Origin of the sequence: Micromonospora rifamycinica (assembly GCF_900090265.1) — a bacterium.
GTDB lineage: Bacteria > Actinomycetota > Actinomycetes > Mycobacteriales > Micromonosporaceae > Micromonospora > Micromonospora rifamycinica.
This window is the reverse complement of sequence record NZ_LT607752.1, coordinates 255,294-271,124: the sequence shown is the minus strand read 5'-3', so window position 1 is coordinate 271,124 and position 15,831 is coordinate 255,294. Positions and strand designations below refer to the sequence as shown.

Sequence of the window (15,831 nt, the reverse complement as noted above, 5' to 3'; positions counted from 1 at the left end):
ACCCAGGGTGACCAGGCGCGTTCCGGTGCCAACCCGCCGCCTGCGGGGGCTGACGATGGCCGTCCGGGTCCGTAGCATCTCTCGGGTGTCCGCGTCGGCGCGGACACCGGCCGGCGGCGTGCCCCCGCACGCCTGCCGGAGGGCGACGTTTTCCGCGACGGGCAGAGAGGCCGGCGATGAGTCGAGCAGAGCAGGACACCGCGGCGGGCACCGAGGGTGAGGACTACACCCAACGGTTGCAACGCCTCGGTGGCGCACGCTGGAAGCAGGTGCTCGACGTGCAGGCGCCGTACCGGTGGAACCTCCAACGGCTCGGGCTGGGCCGTACCCTCGACGTCGGGTGCGGCCTCGGCCGCAACCTGGCCAACCTGGGCGAGGGCGCGGTCGGGGTGGACCACAACCCGACGTCGGTGGCGCACGCGCGGGCCGCCGGGCTGGAGGCGTACACGATCGAGGAGTTCCACCAGTCCCCGCACGCCCGGCCGGGCGCCTTCGACGCCTTGCTCGCCGCCCACCTGCTGGAGCACCTGCCCGCCGAGGCGGCGCTCGAGGTGATCTCCGGTTACCTGCCGTTCCTGCGCTCCGGCGGCACCGCGGTCTTCATCACCCCGCAGGAGCGGGGGTACGCCAGCGACGAGACCCACGTCCGGTTCGTCGGCTTCGACGAGGCCGCCCAGGCCGCCCGGGATCTGGGCATGACGGTCGTCAAGCAGTACTCCTTCCCGTTCCCCCGGTCGATGGGCAAGGTCTTCACCTACAACGAGTTCGTCACGGTGGCCCGGCTGCCCTGACCGTCGGCGGGACGCCGTCCCGCCGACCCCTCGGGCACCGCCCGTCAGCGCCCCTCGGGCCCCGCCCCACCGACACCTCGGACGGCGTGCGCCGAGGCCCGAGGTGTCCCGAGCGCCCGGCCGCGCCGGTTACCGTGGCGACATGACCAACCCGACCCGGTGGGCGACCGAGACCGGTCCCGAACACTCGCAGTGGTACATCGACCGGTTCCGTCAGCTCGCCGCCGAGGGGGCCGATCTGGCCGGCGAGGCCCGGCTGGTCGACGCGGTGGTGGCCCCCCGCTCCCGCATCCTCGATGCCGGCTGCGGCACCGGACGGGTGGGCGCCGCGCTCGCCCATCGGGGGCACCGGGTGGTCGGGGTGGACGCCGACCCCGCCCTGGTCGAGGCGGCCCGTAGCGACCACCCCGGGCCGCGCTGGCTGGTCGCCGACCTCGCCGAGCTGGATCTCGCCGGTGCCGGCGAGGCCGAGCCCTTCGACGCCGCCGTGCTCGCCGGCAACGTGATGGCCTTCGTCGCGGCCGGCACCGAACCGACAGTGCTGGCCCGGGTCGCCGCCCACCTGCGTCCCGACGGGGTGGCGCTGGTCGGCTTCGGCCTCGACCGCGGGTACCGGCTCGACCACTTCGACAGCGACGTGGCCGCCGCCGGCCTCCGGCTCGAACAGCGCTTCGCCACCTGGGACCTGCGCCCCTGGCGGGAGGAGGCGGACTTCGCCGTCAGCCTGCTGCGCCGCCCGCCCGACTGAACCCCGGCCACCGGTGCCGGGTCCGCCGCGATGGTCTCGCCGGGCAGGTCGAGCAGGTCGGTGATGTCGTCAGGACGGGGCGGCGACCGACCGGGCGGCCACCGGGTCGAGGGTGCTGCCGGCGGGGACCAGGCTGACCAGGCCGGCCGGGAGCCGCATCGGCGTGACCCCCGGGTAGCCCAGCATCCCGAGGACCGCGGCGTCGGCGAGCACGTAGCGGCGGCCCAGGTCGGTGACCACCGACACCGCGCCACCCTCGGCGTCCGGCGCGGCCACCGACTCGACCACCGCGCCCCGGCCCGGCTCGACCAGCACGTGGTCGACGCGCACCCCGCCCGCCCGGCCGACGGTGCGGGCGGCGGCGGTGAGGTCCGGCGCGGCCGTGCCGACCCGGACGTCCCGGACCACGGCGTCGTCGCCGACCCGGGCGCAGAGCGCGCCACCGTCGGCACCGGCCAGTCGCGGCGGGGCCGGTGGCGGGGCGGTCGGCCCGGTCTGCACCAGGTCCGGCAGTTTGGGCAGCGCGGCGAACCGACCCAGGGTGATCGGCTCCGGTTCGTCCTGGCCGGTGCGGGCCATCAGCAGGGCCGCCTGGAGTTCGGTGATGCCGGCCAGGCCGTCCCGCCCGGCGACCGCGTACTGTCGGCCGCCGCCGGAGTTGCGGACCAGGTAGACCTCCCCGATCACCGCGCCGACCACCTCAGCCGAGGGCTCACCCAGCCCGGCCAGCGCGGGCGGGGCCAGGTCGACACCCACCGGCAGGGTGTTGAGCAGTGCCGGCGCGGCGGGGACCGCGCGTTCCCGGGTGGTGGCCAGGGCCGCGAGCACCCGGGCGGGATCCCGCACCAGGTGCCGGCGCTGGTGCCAGATCAGGTAGAGGACGCCGTCCGGGTGCCGGGCCAGCACCGCCTCCTCGGCCAGCAGCCGCCCACCGGCCGCCTCCCGGCCGATCAGCAACGCCGAGCGGGGGGCGGCCCGGGCCGTGTCGGCCGGTTCCCAGGAGCAGACCGTCCACGGCGCGGTGGAGAGCCGGCCCGGGGCCGGCAAGGAGTCGGGCGCGTCGGCGATACCCAACGGCAGCCCGCGCGGCACCCCCTCGATGGACCGGCGGGACACCAGCACGGTGCGGGACCGGTCGGCCCCGACGATCAACAGCGCCGAGGCGTAGTTGAGCACCGGATGCAGCCGGCCGTCGCGGTAGACGAACCGGGCACCGGATTCCTTCTCCACGATCACCGCGCCGGTGTCCCGCCAGCTCGACCCGCCCCCGGCGAACAGCCCGTAGAGGGCGAAGCCACCCAGGCCGATCGCCGCCACCAGGACGCTGGCCAGACCCGCTCCGGCCAGCCGGCGAAACGGCGACCGGGCCGGGTCGGTCTCCCACATGACCAGGGCGGCGACCGCCCGCTGCACGGTGAACTGGTAGGAGTGGAGCTGGTCCTGCCGCGACGGCATGGTGTCCCTTCCGCGAGTCCTCGGCGGACAGGATATGCGCTGCGTCGATGTCCCGTTGACCCTGAGTCGCGGACACCGGCGACCGTCGGGGGTCGACGCGGTGGTCGCCCGACGACGGCACCCCGCCGACCGGCCCCGAGCCGACGCCGGGCCGGGCCACCGCGAGCCGACGACGCGCCCTGCCGGGCCGCCGCGAGCCGACGCCGGGCCGAACCGGTCGTCCCGGTAGCATCCCGGCACGACGACGGTGGAAAGGGTGGCCGGGTGGGCGCGCGATTCGAGGAACTGGCCTGGCGGGAGACCCCGATCGGCGCGATCAGTCTGCGGCGGCGGCGGGATCCCGCCCTCGACGTCGACGTGTACGAGGTCAAGCTCGACGACGAGTACCTGATGTCCAGCCTCTTCCCGGTCGCCGAGATCGAACTGGCCCGGCTGGGTCTGGCCCCGCTGGGCGAGGGGCCACTCGACGTGGCGGTCGGTGGGCTCGGCCTCGGCTACACGGCCCGTACCGCCCTGGAGGACGCCCGGGTGCGCTCGGTGCTGGTGGTGGAGACGATCGAGGACGTCATCGACTGGCACCGCCGCCAGTTGCTCCCCTTCGCCGCCGGTCTGGCCCCCGACCCGCGCACCCGGTTCGTCCGGGCGGACTTCTTCGCCGCCGTCGCCGACGGCACCGGCTTCGACCCGGACCAGCCCGGCCGCCGCTTCCATGCGGTGCTGCTCGACGTCGACCACTCCCCCCGTCACGTGCTGCACCCCCGCCACGCCGCCTTCTACACCGCCGACGGCCTGCGCCGCCTGGCCGACCTGCTGCTGCCCGACGGGGTCTTCGCGCTCTGGTCGGACGATCCGCCGGACGACGCGTTCGGCCGGGCCCTCGCCGAGGTGTTCCCGACCTGGCAGGCCCACGTCGTCACGTTCGCCAACCCGTTGACCGGGGGCGAGTCCGCCAACACGGTCTACGTCGCCCGGCGCTGAATCCCCGCCGCCCGCGCCCGCCGACCCGCCCGCACCGGCAGCGCCGACCTGCCCGACCCCGACAGCGCCGGCATGCCCGGCCCCGCCGCCCCGGAGTTGCCCCGGCGCGGACCGGACCGGACCGGTCCGGTCGGGGAGGCATACCGCGGCACGGAACGGGAAGGCTGGCCGGTCGGTGCTGTCAGAGGAGGTCGAGATGCGGGCCATGCTCTTCGTCGTCGGTGTCGTCGGTGGCGCGCTCATCCTGCTCGGGCTGTTGCTGGAGGCGGTCCGCTGGCTGGTCATCATCGGTCTGGTCGCGCTGCTCGTGGTGATCGTGCTGGCGTTCCTGCGGGGCCGGCAGTCGGTGCACCGGCACTCGGCCGGCCGCCGCTAGGCGGTCTCACGGGTACCAGCGGTCGGGAGCCGCGTCCATCAGCCGTGCCTGCGGCCGGGTGCCGACAGCAGCGGCACCGGTTCGGCCACCGGATCCGGGAGCTGCCGTCGTCCGGGATGCCGCCCTCCGGCCTGGTCATCCGTTGATGACGTTCCGGCCGGCTCCGGCCCGTCGGGCGGACCTTGGACCCTGGACGGCGAAGATTCGCGCCATCGACCACTGCAAGCAATCAGACAGTCGCTTTGAGTTAAGGAATCAGTCCATGAAGATGCATTCATCTCAGAAACCCGTACGGGGCGTCGACGCACGGCAACCGCGCAGTCCGCCCTCGTGCAGCGGAATCCCGGAGGGGAATGCCCGTGTCACGAAGTATCGAAAGCAGAGTCGGTGGGGCTCTGACCGCGCTGGGCATGTCGGCTGTCGTCCTGATCGCCGCCGCACCCGCGACAGCATCGGCAGAGGCTGCGGCAGCGTCCCCCGCCACCGTCGTCCGCGGCCAGCCGGGGTCCGCCTGCACGGTCCGCCCACTGGCTTACCCGCCCGACGTCTATCGGGCCGACGCCGAGGCCATCGACCCGACCGGCAGGTTCATCGCCGGCACGGCGCTGCGGGTCGAGGACACCGGCAACCAGGAACTCCTGCTGTTCTGGGACCGGGACCGGCTCACCACCCTGGAGTCGCCCCTGCTCAGTAGCGTCGCCGACGTCAACTCCAGCGGTGTCGTCGTCGGCAACGGTTGGATCGACGCGCAGGGTCGCCCCTGGACGTACCGGGACGGCGTTTTCACCCCGCTTCCCGTACCACCGTCTCGGAGTGCGGGCGCGACGGCGATCAACGAGGCCGGCGACATCATCGGCGTCGCCGAGGAGACGGCCACCGGCAACCGTCGCCCGTTGCGGTGGCCGGCCGCCCGGCCCGGCACCGTCGAGACGCTGGACGTCCCACGGACCGACCCCTTGCCGGTGGCGATCACCCAGGACGGCACCATCGTCGGCAACGGCGGCGACTTCGCGCGGGAGACGGCCTGGGTCCGGCGGCCCGACGGCCGGGTGGCCGACCTGACCGTGCCCGACGCCCGTAGCACCCTGGTCGATTCAGCGGCCGGCCACTGGGCGGTCGGTCGGGCCTACCTGGACGGCGGCTATGGGATCAACGTGCGCTGGGATCTGCGGGACCGCTCGTGGTCCCGGCTGGCCGACGCGTTGGAGCTGGTCACCGACGTCAACGCGCACGGGGTGGTCGTCGGCGGCGACCGCATAGCGCGGGGAGGCACCTCACGGGTGCTGCCCGGTGGCACCGGTGGCCGCGCCATCGCCGACACCGGCGTCGTCGTCGGGTTCCGCAACGACGGCCGGGTCATCCCGATGCGCTGGACCGGCTGCTGATCCCGGGATCACCGGTGGACGGGCGACACCGGTAGGTCCGCAGGTGGGTGACGGTCAGCCCGAGCCGGGGCCGGATGAAGACCGTCGATCGGACTCCAGCGGTGTCCGGTACGACCCGCACGACCGGATCCCGGTCGCGTTTCGGACACCGCGTAACCCGGCTCGGGCCTCGGGCGTCATACAAGTCGTCGGGGATCGACCGCGTCGGATTCCCGGCCCGTACGCCGTCCCACCCGCGCCCCCGGTCGCCCCCGGCCGACGGGGCGCGACCGGGCCGGAGGCGGCCTCCCCGCCCCACCTCCGATCGGAGCCACCATGATCCGTCACCGGGCACTCACCGGAGCCACCATCGGACTACTCACCGTCGTGCTGGGTCTGCCCGGTGCGGCCACCGCCGGGCCACGCGGGGCCGACACCCGGCTCTGCGCCATCCATCCGCTGCCGTTGCCGACCGGGGTGGCCCTCGGCCGCGCCCAGGCGGTGGATCCGGCCGGCCGCCTCGTCGCCGGGATCGGCAGCCGGGTCGTCGACGGGGTGTGGGAGCAGGTGCTGCTGCTCTGGCGGGGTGGCCGGGTCACCGCCGTCGACACCGCGCTGGCCGAGCAGGTGGTGGGCGTCAACGCGTCCGGCGTGGTGACCGGCAACGCCTTCGTCACCGCGGCACCACAGCCCTGGCGCTACCAGGACGGTCGGCTGACGGACCTGGTCGTCCCGGGATCCGTCTCCGGCGCCTGGGCCACCGGCATCAACGGACGCGGCGACATCGTGGGGTTCGGCGCGGTGGAGGCCACCGAGAGCGCGGTCGTGTTGCGCTGGCCCGCGGACCGGCCCGGCACGGTCGAGGTGGTCGACGTGCTGCCCGACGCGACCCCCATGGCGGTACTGGACGACGGCACCGTCCTCGGCTACGGCCGAAAGTCGCTCGGTGTGTCGTCGTACGTGGGTTGGGTGCTGCGTCCCGACGGGCGGCTCACCCTGCTCACCGTGCCCGGCCGGCCCAGTGCCTACGTGTCCGCGGCCCGGGGCGGCTGGGCGGTCGGTAGCGCGGGCGACGAGGCGGAAGGCGGCTATGCGCCGGTGCGCTGGAACCTGCGCACCGGCGCGACCACGATGCTCGACCCGGCGGCGGGCTCGGTGGAGGGCGTGACCCCCGACGGGGTGGTGCTCGGCTCGCGGGCGGTGTGGCGCGACGGTCGACTGACGCGGCTGCCGGCAGCGGTCGACGTCACCAGCCTCGGGTCCGAGGCGATCGCGGACAACGGCACGGTGGTCGGCTGGACCAACACTGGCCGGCTGACCCCGGCCCGCTGGACAGGCTGCTGACGGGCAGCCGGCCCGGCCCGCGCCCGGCGTCGCCGCCCGGTCGCGGGCCGTCGGGTGGGCGGTCACGGGCCGCCGGGTTGCCCGGTCGCGGGCCGTCGGGTGGGCGGCTGCCGCCGCCCCGGTCCTGCGGGGTCAGACCCCGGAGGCCGCGAGGGCGCGCGACGGCCGCTCGTCGGTGGCCGGCCCGGCGGCCTCCCGGTTGGGCAGGGAGAGCCGGATCACCTTCCACCACGCGGAGGCGACCTGCTTGGGCAGCGGACCGGTGGTGTACCTCAGCCCGTACCTGTCGAACAGCTCCCGCACCTGCGGGGCGATCTCCTGGTAGCGCTTGCTGGGCAGGTCGGGGAAGAGGTGGTGCTCGATCTGGAAGGACAGGTTGCCGGTCATGATGTGCATCAGCCGGCTGCCGCTGATGTTGGCCGAGCCGAGCATCTGCCGCAGGTACCACTCGCCCCGGGTCTCCCCCTCGATCGACGTCTTGGCGAACGTCTCGACCCCGTTGGGGAAGTGCCCGCACATGATCACCGAGTGGCTCCACAGGTTGCGGAGCAGGTTCGCGGTGAAGGTGGCGGCCAGGGTGCTGAGAAAGGACGGACCGGACAACAGCGGGTGGATGACGTAGTCCTTGAGCACCTGGCGGCGGATCTTGCGGCCGACCGCGCGCAGCCGGGCCCGGAACTCGGGGGTCCTGTGCCGCCCCTTGCGCAGGTTACGGCCCAGCTCCAGGTCGTACGCGGCGATGCCGTACTCGAAGAAGCAGGCGTTGACGAAGTTCCACAGCGGCTGACCGAGGTGCAGCGGGTACCACTTCTGGTCCTCGTCGACCCGCATGATGCCGTACCCGAGGTCGTTGTCCTTGCCGAGGACGTTGGTGTAGGTGTGGTGCAGCTGGTTGTGCGAGTGCTTCCACTGCTCAGCCGGCGAGACGTGGTCCCACTCCCAGGTGGTGGAGTGGATCTTCGGATCCCGCATGAAGTCGTACTGGCCGTGCAGGATGTTGTGGCCGATCTCCATGTTCTCCAGGATCTTGGCCACCGTGAGGCCGGCGGTGCCGATCACCCAGGCCGGCGGGAAGAGCGAGAAGAGCAGCACCGCGCGGCTGCCCATCTCCAGCGTCCGCTGGGTTTTGATCACCTTGCGGATGTACGTCGCGTCGCTCTCGCCCCGCTCGGCGAGCACCCGGTCCCGGATGGCGTCGAGCTCCTTGCCGAGCGTCTCGATGTCCTCGGCGCTCAGGTGGGCGATCGGGTTGACGGGCTTGTGCTGGATGACGGTCACGTCCGGCCTCCTGGTCAGAGATCGATGTCGCAGGTACCGGCCGCCGCCGACACGCAGGTCTGGATGAGCACGCCGTCACCGGGAACGGCGGTGGTGACGTCGCCGGTGCGCAGGTCCCGCACGGCTCCCTGGCGCAGCGGCAGGACGCACCCGTAGCAGATGCCCATCCGGCAGCCGGACGGCATCAGCGCCCCGGCGGCCTCCCCGGCATCGAGGATCGGGGTGCCGCCGTCGGCGGCGAGGGTGATACCGGCCCGGGTGAAGGTGACGACGCCGCCCTCACCGGGGGCGACGACAGTCGGCCGGAACCGCTCGGTGTGCAGCCGGTCGGCGACGCCGGCCGCCGCCCAGTGCTCCTGAACCGCGTCGAGCATGCCGACCGGGCCGCACGCCCAGGTCTGCCGGTCGAGGTGGTCGGGCACCAGGGTCGCCAGGTCGTCGACCCCGAGCAGGCCGTGCCGGTCGGTGTGCCGTTCGATCAGCCGGATCCCGCCCTGCGCGGCGAGCGCCCGCAGCCGGGCGCCGAACACGACGTCGTCGGGGGTCGGTGCGGAGTGCACCACGACCACGTCGGCCCGGGTGTGCACACCGGCGCGCAGCATGCCCATCACCGGGGTGACGCCGCTGCCGGCGGTGAGGAACAGCACCCGGTCCGGGACCGGGTCGGGCAGCACGAAGTCACCGGTCGCCTGGTCGAGCTGGACGATGGTGCCCACCCGGGTCCGGTGGACCAGGTGGTTGCTGACCCGGCCGTCCGGGATGGCCTTGACGGTGACGCTGATCAGGCCGTCGGCGCGGTCGGGGGCGGAGGTCACCGAGTAGGCCCGCCACTGCCGTACCCCGTCGACGTCGACGCCGAGGCGGACGTACTGGCCCGGGGTGTGCCCCCGCCAGGCCCGGCCGGGCCGGAGGGTCAGGGTGGCCGCGTCCCGGGTCTCCGGGTCGACGGCGACGATCCGCCCCCGCAGGGCGGCCCCGGCGCGCAGCGGCGCGACCAGGTCGAGGTAGTCCTCCGGCAGCAGCGGGGTGGTGACCGTCTCGGCCAGCCGGAGCAGCCGGTCCCGGACGGAGGTCTTCGCCGGGGGACGCGGGACGGTGGTGGTCATGACCCCAGAGTGCTCGCTCTTTCGCATAACATCTTGACCCAGGAGGGTGAATCGGAGGCGTTATCTTGTTCGGGGGGAACAACATGTCCGAATCGGAAGCCGCCAGCCACCTGGGCGGCCGGCTGGAACTCGACGCCCAGGTGGCCGAGCGGTTACGCGGTCGGCTGCCGATGGTCGCCGCGCACACCGTCACCACCATCACCGCCGAGGTGCCCGCCTACTCCGGCACCCTCACCGGCCAGATGCGCGAAAAGATCGAGAACGCGGTACGCATCGCGTTGGGCACCTTCCTCCAGCTCATCGAACGGGCCGGGGCGGCCGACCCGAGCACCCCGCTGAGCCGGGCGCTGGAGGCGGCGTACGCGCTGGGTGCCGGGGAGGCGCGGGTGGGCCGGAGCATGGACGCGCTGCTGGCCGCGTACCGGGTGGGGGCGCGGGTGGCCTGGCGGGAGGTCTCCACCACCACGGTACGCAGCGGGCTCTCCGCCGAGACGGTAGCCGAGTTCGCCGAGCTGATGTTCGCCTACATCGACGAACTCTCCGCCGCCAGCGTCGCCGGGCACTCCGACGAGCTGGCCAACGTCGGCCGGGCCCGACGGCGGGACCTGGACCGGCTCACCCAGCAGCTGCTCGCCGGTGAACCGGAGGAGGTGCTGCGGCGCAGCGCCGAGCGGGCCGAGTGGCCCCCGCCGCAGACCCTGACCGTCGCGGTGCTGCCCCGCAGCAGCCTGCGCTCGGTGCTCGCCGCCCTCAGTCCGCACACCCTGGAGAGCGGCGAGGACCTGCCCGGGGCGCAGTGGGCCGAGGAGGCGGCCCTGCTGCTCGTGCCGGACATGCACGGGGGGCGACGCCGGCAGCTCGCCACCGTGCTGCACGGCCACCGCGCGGTCCTCGGGCCGGCCCGCCCCTGGGTCGCGGTCGACCGGTCGTACCAGCGGGTGTTGAGGACGCTCGCCCTCGGGGTGCCGCCACCGGCGGACGGCCCCCCGCTGGACACCGAGCAGCACCTGGCCCGGCTGGTGCTGCACACCGACCCGGAGGCCCTGGCCGACCTGCGTACCCAGGTGCTCGCCCCGCTGGCCACCCTGGCCCCGGCGACCGCCGCCCGGTTGGCCGAGACGATGCGCTCCTGGCTGCTGCACCAGGGCCGCCGCGACGACGTCGCCGCCGACCTCTTCGTGCACCCGCAGACGGTCCGCTACCGGATGGGCCGGCTGCGCGAGCTGTACGGCGACCGGCTGCACGAGCCCGCCACGGTGCTCGACCTGACCGTCGCGCTGGCCTTCCCGCCCCCGGGCACCACGGACGACGAGCCCACCGACCGCTGACCGGCCCCGCCGACCGGTCGACGACCGGCTCCGGCGGGCACTGACCGGTCGACGACCGGCTCCGTACAGCGCAGCGGTGCCCCGGGTCCGCGGCCGGTGCCCCGGGGAACGGCCGCGCCGGCCCGCCCCGGGGAGAGGGCGGGCCGGCGCGAGGGGTCACGTCAGTGCCGGCGGGTCAGTGCCGGCGGCGGCCGTACGTGCCGGCGACGAGGGCGACACCGACGGCCGCGAAGGCCACCTGGATGAACAGCTCGATCCAGTCGATGCCGGCGGTCTCGTCGACGCCGAGCAGCGCGGCCACCAGGGTGCCGAGGATCGCGGCCACCACGCCGATGGCCAGGGTGAGCAGGATGGAGATCTTCTGCTTGCCCGGCACCACCAACCGGCCCAGCGCACCGATGACCAGACCGATGATGATGGCGGTGAAGAAGCCCTGTACTTCCACGTCTGTCGTCCCTCCACGAGTCGCTGTCGCCCTGGCTTGTGCCCGCGCCGGGCGGCCGGTGAAACGCGGAAGGGACGCTGCGGGCCAAATGTCACGCGACTGTCATGCAGCCGCGTGCCGACCGTCATCCGGGACGCCGGTCCGCTCCCCCGACGGTCCGGTCCAGCAGGTCGAACAGGGCCGTCCAGTGCCGCTCGGTGGCCTGCTCGTCGTACATCGCGGTGTCGGCCATCGTGAAGCCGTGCGGTGCGCCGGCGTACACCTCGGAGCGGTACCTGACCCCGGCGGCGTCGAGCGCCCCCTCCAGCGCCGCGATGTGCTCACCGGTCATCGACTCGTCCCGGTCGGCGTGGGCGAAGTACAGCTCGCCGGTGACCGTGCCGACGCCCCGGTGCGGGCTGTCCGGCCCGTCGGTGACCACCCGGCCGGCGTGGAAGCTGGCCAGCGCCCCGATCCGGTCCGGGTGCGCCTCGATCGCGCGCAGCGCGTTGGTGCCACCCATGCAGTAGCCCACGATCCCCACCGGGCCGGGTGTGACGTCGGCACGGGCGGCGAGATAGTCCAGGTAGGCCCCGGTGTCCCGGGCCACCAGCTCCGGGGTGAGCGCGCTGATCAGCGGCACGATCCGCCCGAACAGCTCGCCGCGCCGCTGCGGGTCGGCCAGTTCGGCGAGGTCGAACCGCGGCATCGGGCCGGTCCGGTGGAAGAGGTTCGGCACCAGCACCAGGTAGCCGTGCGCGGCGATCCGCCCGGCCATCTCGGCGAGCCGGGGACGCAGTCCGAAGGCGTCCATGAAGAACAGCACCGCCGGGAACGGCCCGTCGCCGTCCGGCCGGGCCAGGTACGCGTCGGCCGCGCCGTCACTGGTCGGCACCTGCACCGTCGTCGGCTCCGCCATGGTGTCTCCTCACCCCGGGTGCCGGCGCGCCCGTCGCGGGAACGCTACCCGGTGCCGCAGCCCCCGGTGGACCGTCGCCCGGCGTCCGGCGCAGCAGACCGCCGTATCCGGACGGCCGGACGGTGGGGCGGACCGCCCCGTATCCGACGGCCGGCCGGTGGGGCGGTCGGCCACCCACGGCCGGACGGTCGCGGTACGGCCCGCCGTATCCGGACGGCCGCGGGGAGCCGGCTGTCACGGATCGGGGTGCCGGTCGGTCGTCAGTGGTGCGGGGCGGCGCGACCGCCAGGAACGGACAGGGAGAGTGGACCGACCATGAAGATCGTCGTCATCGGGGGCAGCGGACTCATCGGCAGCAGGCTGGTGGCGCTGCTCGACCGGCAGGGGCACCGGGCGGTGCCGGCCTCACCGCGCACCGGCGTCGACACGCTCACCGGCGCGGGGGTGGCCGAGGCGCTCGACGGCGCCGACGTCGTGGTGGACGTGTCGAACTCACCGTCGTTCGAGGAGACGGCCGTGCTGAGGTTCTTCGAGACCTCCACCCGTACCCTGCTCGCGGCGGAGGCGAAGGCCTGCGTACGGCACCACGTCGCGCTGTCGATCGTCGGCGTCGACCGCATCCCGGACAGCGGGTACATGCGGGCCAAGGTGGCGCAGGAGTCGCTGATCGCCGGGGCGGACATCCCGTGGACGGTGGTCCGGGCCACCCAGTTCTTCGAGTTCGTGCCGGCCATCGTCGAGGCGGCCGTGGTGGGCGACGAGGTACGCCTGCCACCGGCGCTGATCCAGCCCATCGCCGCCGACGACGTGGTGGCGGCGCTGGCCGGGATCGCCGTCGGCGCACCGGTGGACGGGATCGTGGAGCTGGCCGGTCCGCAGCGGTTCCGCCTGGACGAGCTGGGCCGGGAGACGCTGGCCGCCGCCGGGGACGGTCGGCCGGTGGTCACCGACCCGCAGGGCCGCTACTTCGGGGCGCTGTTGGCGGAGCAGTCGCTGGTTCCGCTCGGCGACGCCGCCCGTACCGGTGGCACCCGGCTGGCCGAGTGGCGCGGGCGCTGACCCTGCGCGCGGCGCCGGCGTCGGGCGAGGCCGGGTCCGCCCGGCGCACCGCCTACGGTGGGCGTGTGACGGCAGGGCACGGGACCGCCGCCGCCGACGACGGGCCACCGGCCGTCACGGCGGCGGACCTGGCCGCCTTCCTCGACGTCCGGCCCCGGCTGTTCGGGCTGGCGTACCGGATGCTGGGCAGCGTCGTGGAGGCCGAGGACGTGGTGCAGGAGGCCTGGTTGCGCTGGCAGGGCACCGACCGGAGCGTCGTGCGCAACCCGGCGGCCTTCCTGACCACCACGACCACCCGGCTGGCGGTGAACGCGGCCACCTCGGCGCGGGCCACCCGGGAGACGTACGTGGGGCCGTGGCTGCCCGAACCGGTGGACACCAGCGCCGATCCGACCCTCGGCGCGGAACGGGCGGCGGCGCTGGACGTCGCGGTGCTGCTGCTGTTGGAGCGGCTGGCCCCCGCCGAACGGGCCGCCTACGTGCTGCACGAGGCGTTCGACTACCCGTACCGGGAGATCGCCGAGCTGCTCGGCACCTCGGAGCCGAACGCCCGGCAGCTGGCCAGCCGGGCACGGCGGCACCTCACCGTCGAGGGGGCCGCGCCCGCCCCGCCGGCCCGGCGACGGCAGGTGGCCCAGGCGTTCCTCGGTGCGGCCCGTGACGGCGACCTGGCCACGCTGGAACGGCTGCTCACCGCCGACGTGGTGGCCCGCGCCGACGGTGGCGGCCGGGTGCACGCGGCCCGCCGGGACGTGTGCGGGGTGGCCCGGGTGACGAACTTCCTGGACAACGTGCGGCGCAAGTACTGGCGGGGGACGACGATCGAACTGGCCGAGGTCAACGGCGGCCCGGGGCTGCTGGTCGCCACCGACCGGCCGGTCACCCTGATCACGCTGGACACCTCGGTACGCGGGGTCGAACGGCTGCTGCTGGTGGTCAACCCGGACAAGCTGGGTCGGCTGCCGGCCCGGCGCTGACCGGCGATGTCGTCCACCGTTCACGGAACCCGCACTGGACCAGAACTTCGACTTGCATCTATACATGTCGGAGGAGTCCGCATCTCACCCGGACGGAGCACCATGAACCGACGCCTGCGCGCCGCCACGACCATCCTCGTCACGGCCCTCGCCACCACCGGCCCCGCCCACCCCGCCGAGGCCGCCGGCTACTCCGCCCCGCTGACCACCGCCGTGGCCGGCCTCGCCGTCGCCGCCGAGAACCGCACCGGCTACAGCCGGGACCTCTTCCCGCACTGGATCGACGCCGACGGCGACGGCTGCACCACCCGCAACGAGGTGCTGCTCGCCGAGGCGGTCAGCGCGCCCACCGTCACCGGCACCTGCACGCTGACCGGCGGACGCTGGTACTCCTACTACGACGACGCCTCCTGGACCGCCACCGGGGACCTCGACATCGACCACATGGTGCCGCTCGCCGAGGCGTGGGACTCCGGGGCGCGCACCTGGAGCACCAGCCGCCGCCAGGCGTACGCCAACGATCTCGGCGACAGCCGCGCCCTGGCCGCCGTCACCGACAACGTCAACCAGGCCAAGGGCGACCAGGACCCGGCCGGCTGGCTGCCGCCGTACGCCGCCGCCCGGTGCCGGTACGTCACCGAGTGGGTCGCCACCAAGATCCGCTGGCGGCTCACCGTCGACAACGCCGAGAAGAGCGCCCTGACCGGCCTGACCGGCGGCTGCCCGAACATCACCGTCTCGGTCACCTACGCCTACTGAGGGGCGGGTCGGCGGGGCGGAGACGGGCGGGGCGGCGGCGACGCCGGGCGGGGCGGAGACGGGCGGGGCGGCGGGGCGACGACAGGCAGGGCGGCGGGGCGACCCCGGGCACGGGCGGGGCGTACTCGCCGGGAGTGCCGGGCCGGTGCCGGGCGGCACCCCGCCGTCCGCTCCTCGGGTCGGTCACACGTCGGTGATCCGCAGGCCCGCGTGCGCCCGGTAGCGGCGGTTGACCGAGATGAGGTTGGCGGTGAACGCCTCCACCTGGTGCGCGTTGCGCAGCCGTCCGCCGTAGACACCCCGGACGCCCGGGATCGTGGCGGCGAGTTCCCGGACCACGTCGGTGGCCTCGCGGTCGTCGCCGAGCACCAGCACGTCGGTGTCGACCGCCGGCAGCTCCGGGTCCTCCAGGAGTACGGCGGAGACATGGTGGAACGCGGCCACCACCCGGGCACCGGTCAGGATCGCGGCGGCCTGCTGGGCGGCGGAGCCCTCCTCGACGGCCAGGGCGTAGGCGCCCTGCTGGTCGAAGCCGAGCGGGTTCACACAGTCGACCACGATCTTCCCGGCCAGCACCGGGGCGAGCGCGGTGAGCAGCTCGGCGTGCCCGGCCCAGGGCACGGCGACCAGCACGATGTCGCCCTCGGCGGCGGCCTCGGCGTTCGAGCCGCCCCGGACCCGACCGGGCAGCCCGGCGGCCGTCTCCCGCGCCCGCCCGGCGTCCCGCGACCCCAGCACGACGTCCAACCCGGCCGCGCCGAAGCGCCGGGCGAGGCCCCGCCCCTGCGGCCCCGTCCCCCCGAGCACGCCGACCGTCCGGCCCCGCAGCCCTTCACTCACATCAGTCTCCTTCTCATCTCGCCCCCACCTCTCCCCTCCCCCTCCCCCGCCCCCTCGCCCCCGGAATCGCCCCGGTGATCAAGAG

The 15,831-nt window shown here is 74.4% G+C and carries 16 protein-coding genes; 10 read left to right on the top strand and 6 right to left on the bottom strand.

Features of this window, described 5'->3' with window-relative positions; all coding sequences use genetic code 11:
• Positions 1-176: 176 nt before the first annotated feature.
• Both GA0070623_RS00970 and GA0070623_RS00965 read left to right on the top strand, forming a co-directional pair.
• The gene (locus GA0070623_RS00970) at positions 177-791 is read left to right on the top strand and encodes a methyltransferase domain-containing protein (protein WP_067309299.1); all 615 of its coding nucleotides are present in this window, start codon (positions 177-179) and stop codon (positions 789-791) included.
• A 142-nt stretch (positions 792-933) separates the two neighbouring features.
• A complete protein-coding gene (locus GA0070623_RS00965) occupies positions 934-1,539 on the top strand; it encodes a class I SAM-dependent methyltransferase (RefSeq protein ID WP_067309303.1) in 606 nt (201 codons plus the stop codon).
• Positions 1,540-1,608: 69 nt separating this feature from the next.
• On the opposite strand, the gene eccB is transcribed toward GA0070623_RS00965, so the two are convergent.
• Complete coding sequence (eccB, locus tag GA0070623_RS00960; RefSeq protein ID WP_067309306.1) at positions 1,609-2,994, bottom strand: type VII secretion protein EccB; 1,386 nt, start codon at positions 2,992-2,994, stop codon at positions 1,609-1,611.
• A 264-nt stretch (positions 2,995-3,258) separates the two neighbouring features.
• Here eccB and GA0070623_RS00955 point away from each other — a divergent pair, with 264 nt between their 5' ends.
• The 4 genes from GA0070623_RS00955 (at position 3,259) to GA0070623_RS00940 (ending at position 7,056) form a co-directional block, all read left to right on the top strand.
• On the top strand, positions 3,259-3,972 hold the full coding sequence (locus tag GA0070623_RS00955) for a polyamine aminopropyltransferase (RefSeq protein WP_067309309.1): 714 nt from the start codon (positions 3,259-3,261) through the stop codon (positions 3,970-3,972).
• 196 nt (positions 3,973-4,168) lie between these two features.
• Entirely contained in the window at positions 4,169-4,348 is a 180-nt protein-coding gene (locus GA0070623_RS00950) for a hypothetical protein (protein ID WP_067309312.1), read from the top strand.
• 410 nt (positions 4,349-4,758) lie between these two features.
• A complete protein-coding gene (locus GA0070623_RS00945; RefSeq protein WP_067309315.1) occupies positions 4,759-5,733 on the top strand; it encodes a hypothetical protein in 975 nt (324 codons plus the stop codon).
• Between the two features lie 315 nt (positions 5,734-6,048).
• Positions 6,049-7,056 (top strand): hypothetical protein, encoded by a 1,008-nt coding sequence (locus GA0070623_RS00940; RefSeq protein WP_067309318.1) that lies wholly within the window; start codon positions 6,049-6,051, stop codon positions 7,054-7,056.
• 132 nt (positions 7,057-7,188) lie between these two features.
• On the opposite strand, the gene GA0070623_RS00935 is transcribed toward GA0070623_RS00940, so the two are convergent.
• Both GA0070623_RS00935 and GA0070623_RS00930 read right to left on the bottom strand, forming a co-directional pair.
• Positions 7,189-8,334, bottom strand: a complete 1,146-nt coding sequence (locus GA0070623_RS00935) for a fatty acid desaturase family protein (RefSeq protein WP_067309321.1) — start codon at positions 8,332-8,334, stop codon at positions 7,189-7,191.
• 14 nt (positions 8,335-8,348) lie between these two features.
• Positions 8,349-9,440, bottom strand: a complete 1,092-nt coding sequence (locus tag GA0070623_RS00930) for a ferredoxin reductase (protein WP_067309324.1) — start codon at positions 9,438-9,440, stop codon at positions 8,349-8,351.
• 83 nt (positions 9,441-9,523) lie between these two features.
• On the opposite strand from GA0070623_RS00930, the gene GA0070623_RS00925 reads away from it, so the two are divergent.
• Positions 9,524-10,768, top strand: coding sequence for a helix-turn-helix domain-containing protein (locus tag GA0070623_RS00925; protein ID WP_067309327.1), 1,245 nt, complete (start codon positions 9,524-9,526; stop codon positions 10,766-10,768).
• A gap of 175 nt (positions 10,769-10,943) precedes the next feature.
• Here the strand turns inward: GA0070623_RS00925 and GA0070623_RS00920 are convergent, their stop codons facing one another.
• Together GA0070623_RS00920 and GA0070623_RS00915 are read right to left on the bottom strand one after the other, a co-directional pair.
• Positions 10,944-11,213: a GlsB/YeaQ/YmgE family stress response membrane protein gene (locus GA0070623_RS00920; protein ID WP_067309330.1), complete on the bottom strand. Its 270-nt coding sequence runs from the start codon at positions 11,211-11,213 to the stop codon at positions 10,944-10,946.
• A gap of 124 nt (positions 11,214-11,337) precedes the next feature.
• Positions 11,338-12,111: a dienelactone hydrolase family protein gene (locus GA0070623_RS00915; protein ID WP_067309333.1), complete on the bottom strand. Its 774-nt coding sequence runs from the start codon at positions 12,109-12,111 to the stop codon at positions 11,338-11,340.
• Positions 12,112-12,426: 315 nt separating this feature from the next.
• On the opposite strand from GA0070623_RS00915, the gene GA0070623_RS00910 reads away from it, so the two are divergent.
• From GA0070623_RS00910 to GA0070623_RS00900, 3 genes are all read left to right on the top strand, one after another.
• The gene (locus tag GA0070623_RS00910) at positions 12,427-13,170 is read left to right on the top strand and encodes an SDR family oxidoreductase (protein WP_067309336.1); all 744 of its coding nucleotides are present in this window, start codon (positions 12,427-12,429) and stop codon (positions 13,168-13,170) included.
• A 65-nt stretch (positions 13,171-13,235) separates the two neighbouring features.
• Positions 13,236-14,147 (top strand): RNA polymerase sigma factor SigJ, encoded by a 912-nt coding sequence (sigJ, locus tag GA0070623_RS00905; protein WP_084261352.1) that lies wholly within the window; start codon positions 13,236-13,238, stop codon positions 14,145-14,147.
• A gap of 102 nt (positions 14,148-14,249) precedes the next feature.
• A complete protein-coding gene (locus GA0070623_RS00900) occupies positions 14,250-14,906 on the top strand; it encodes an HNH endonuclease family protein (RefSeq protein WP_067309339.1) in 657 nt (218 codons plus the stop codon).
• 183 nt (positions 14,907-15,089) lie between these two features.
• On the opposite strand, the gene npdG is transcribed toward GA0070623_RS00900, so the two are convergent.
• Entirely contained in the window at positions 15,090-15,746 is a 657-nt protein-coding gene (gene npdG, locus GA0070623_RS00895) for an NADPH-dependent F420 reductase (protein WP_067309342.1), read from the bottom strand.
• Positions 15,747-15,831 lie beyond the last annotated feature (85 nt).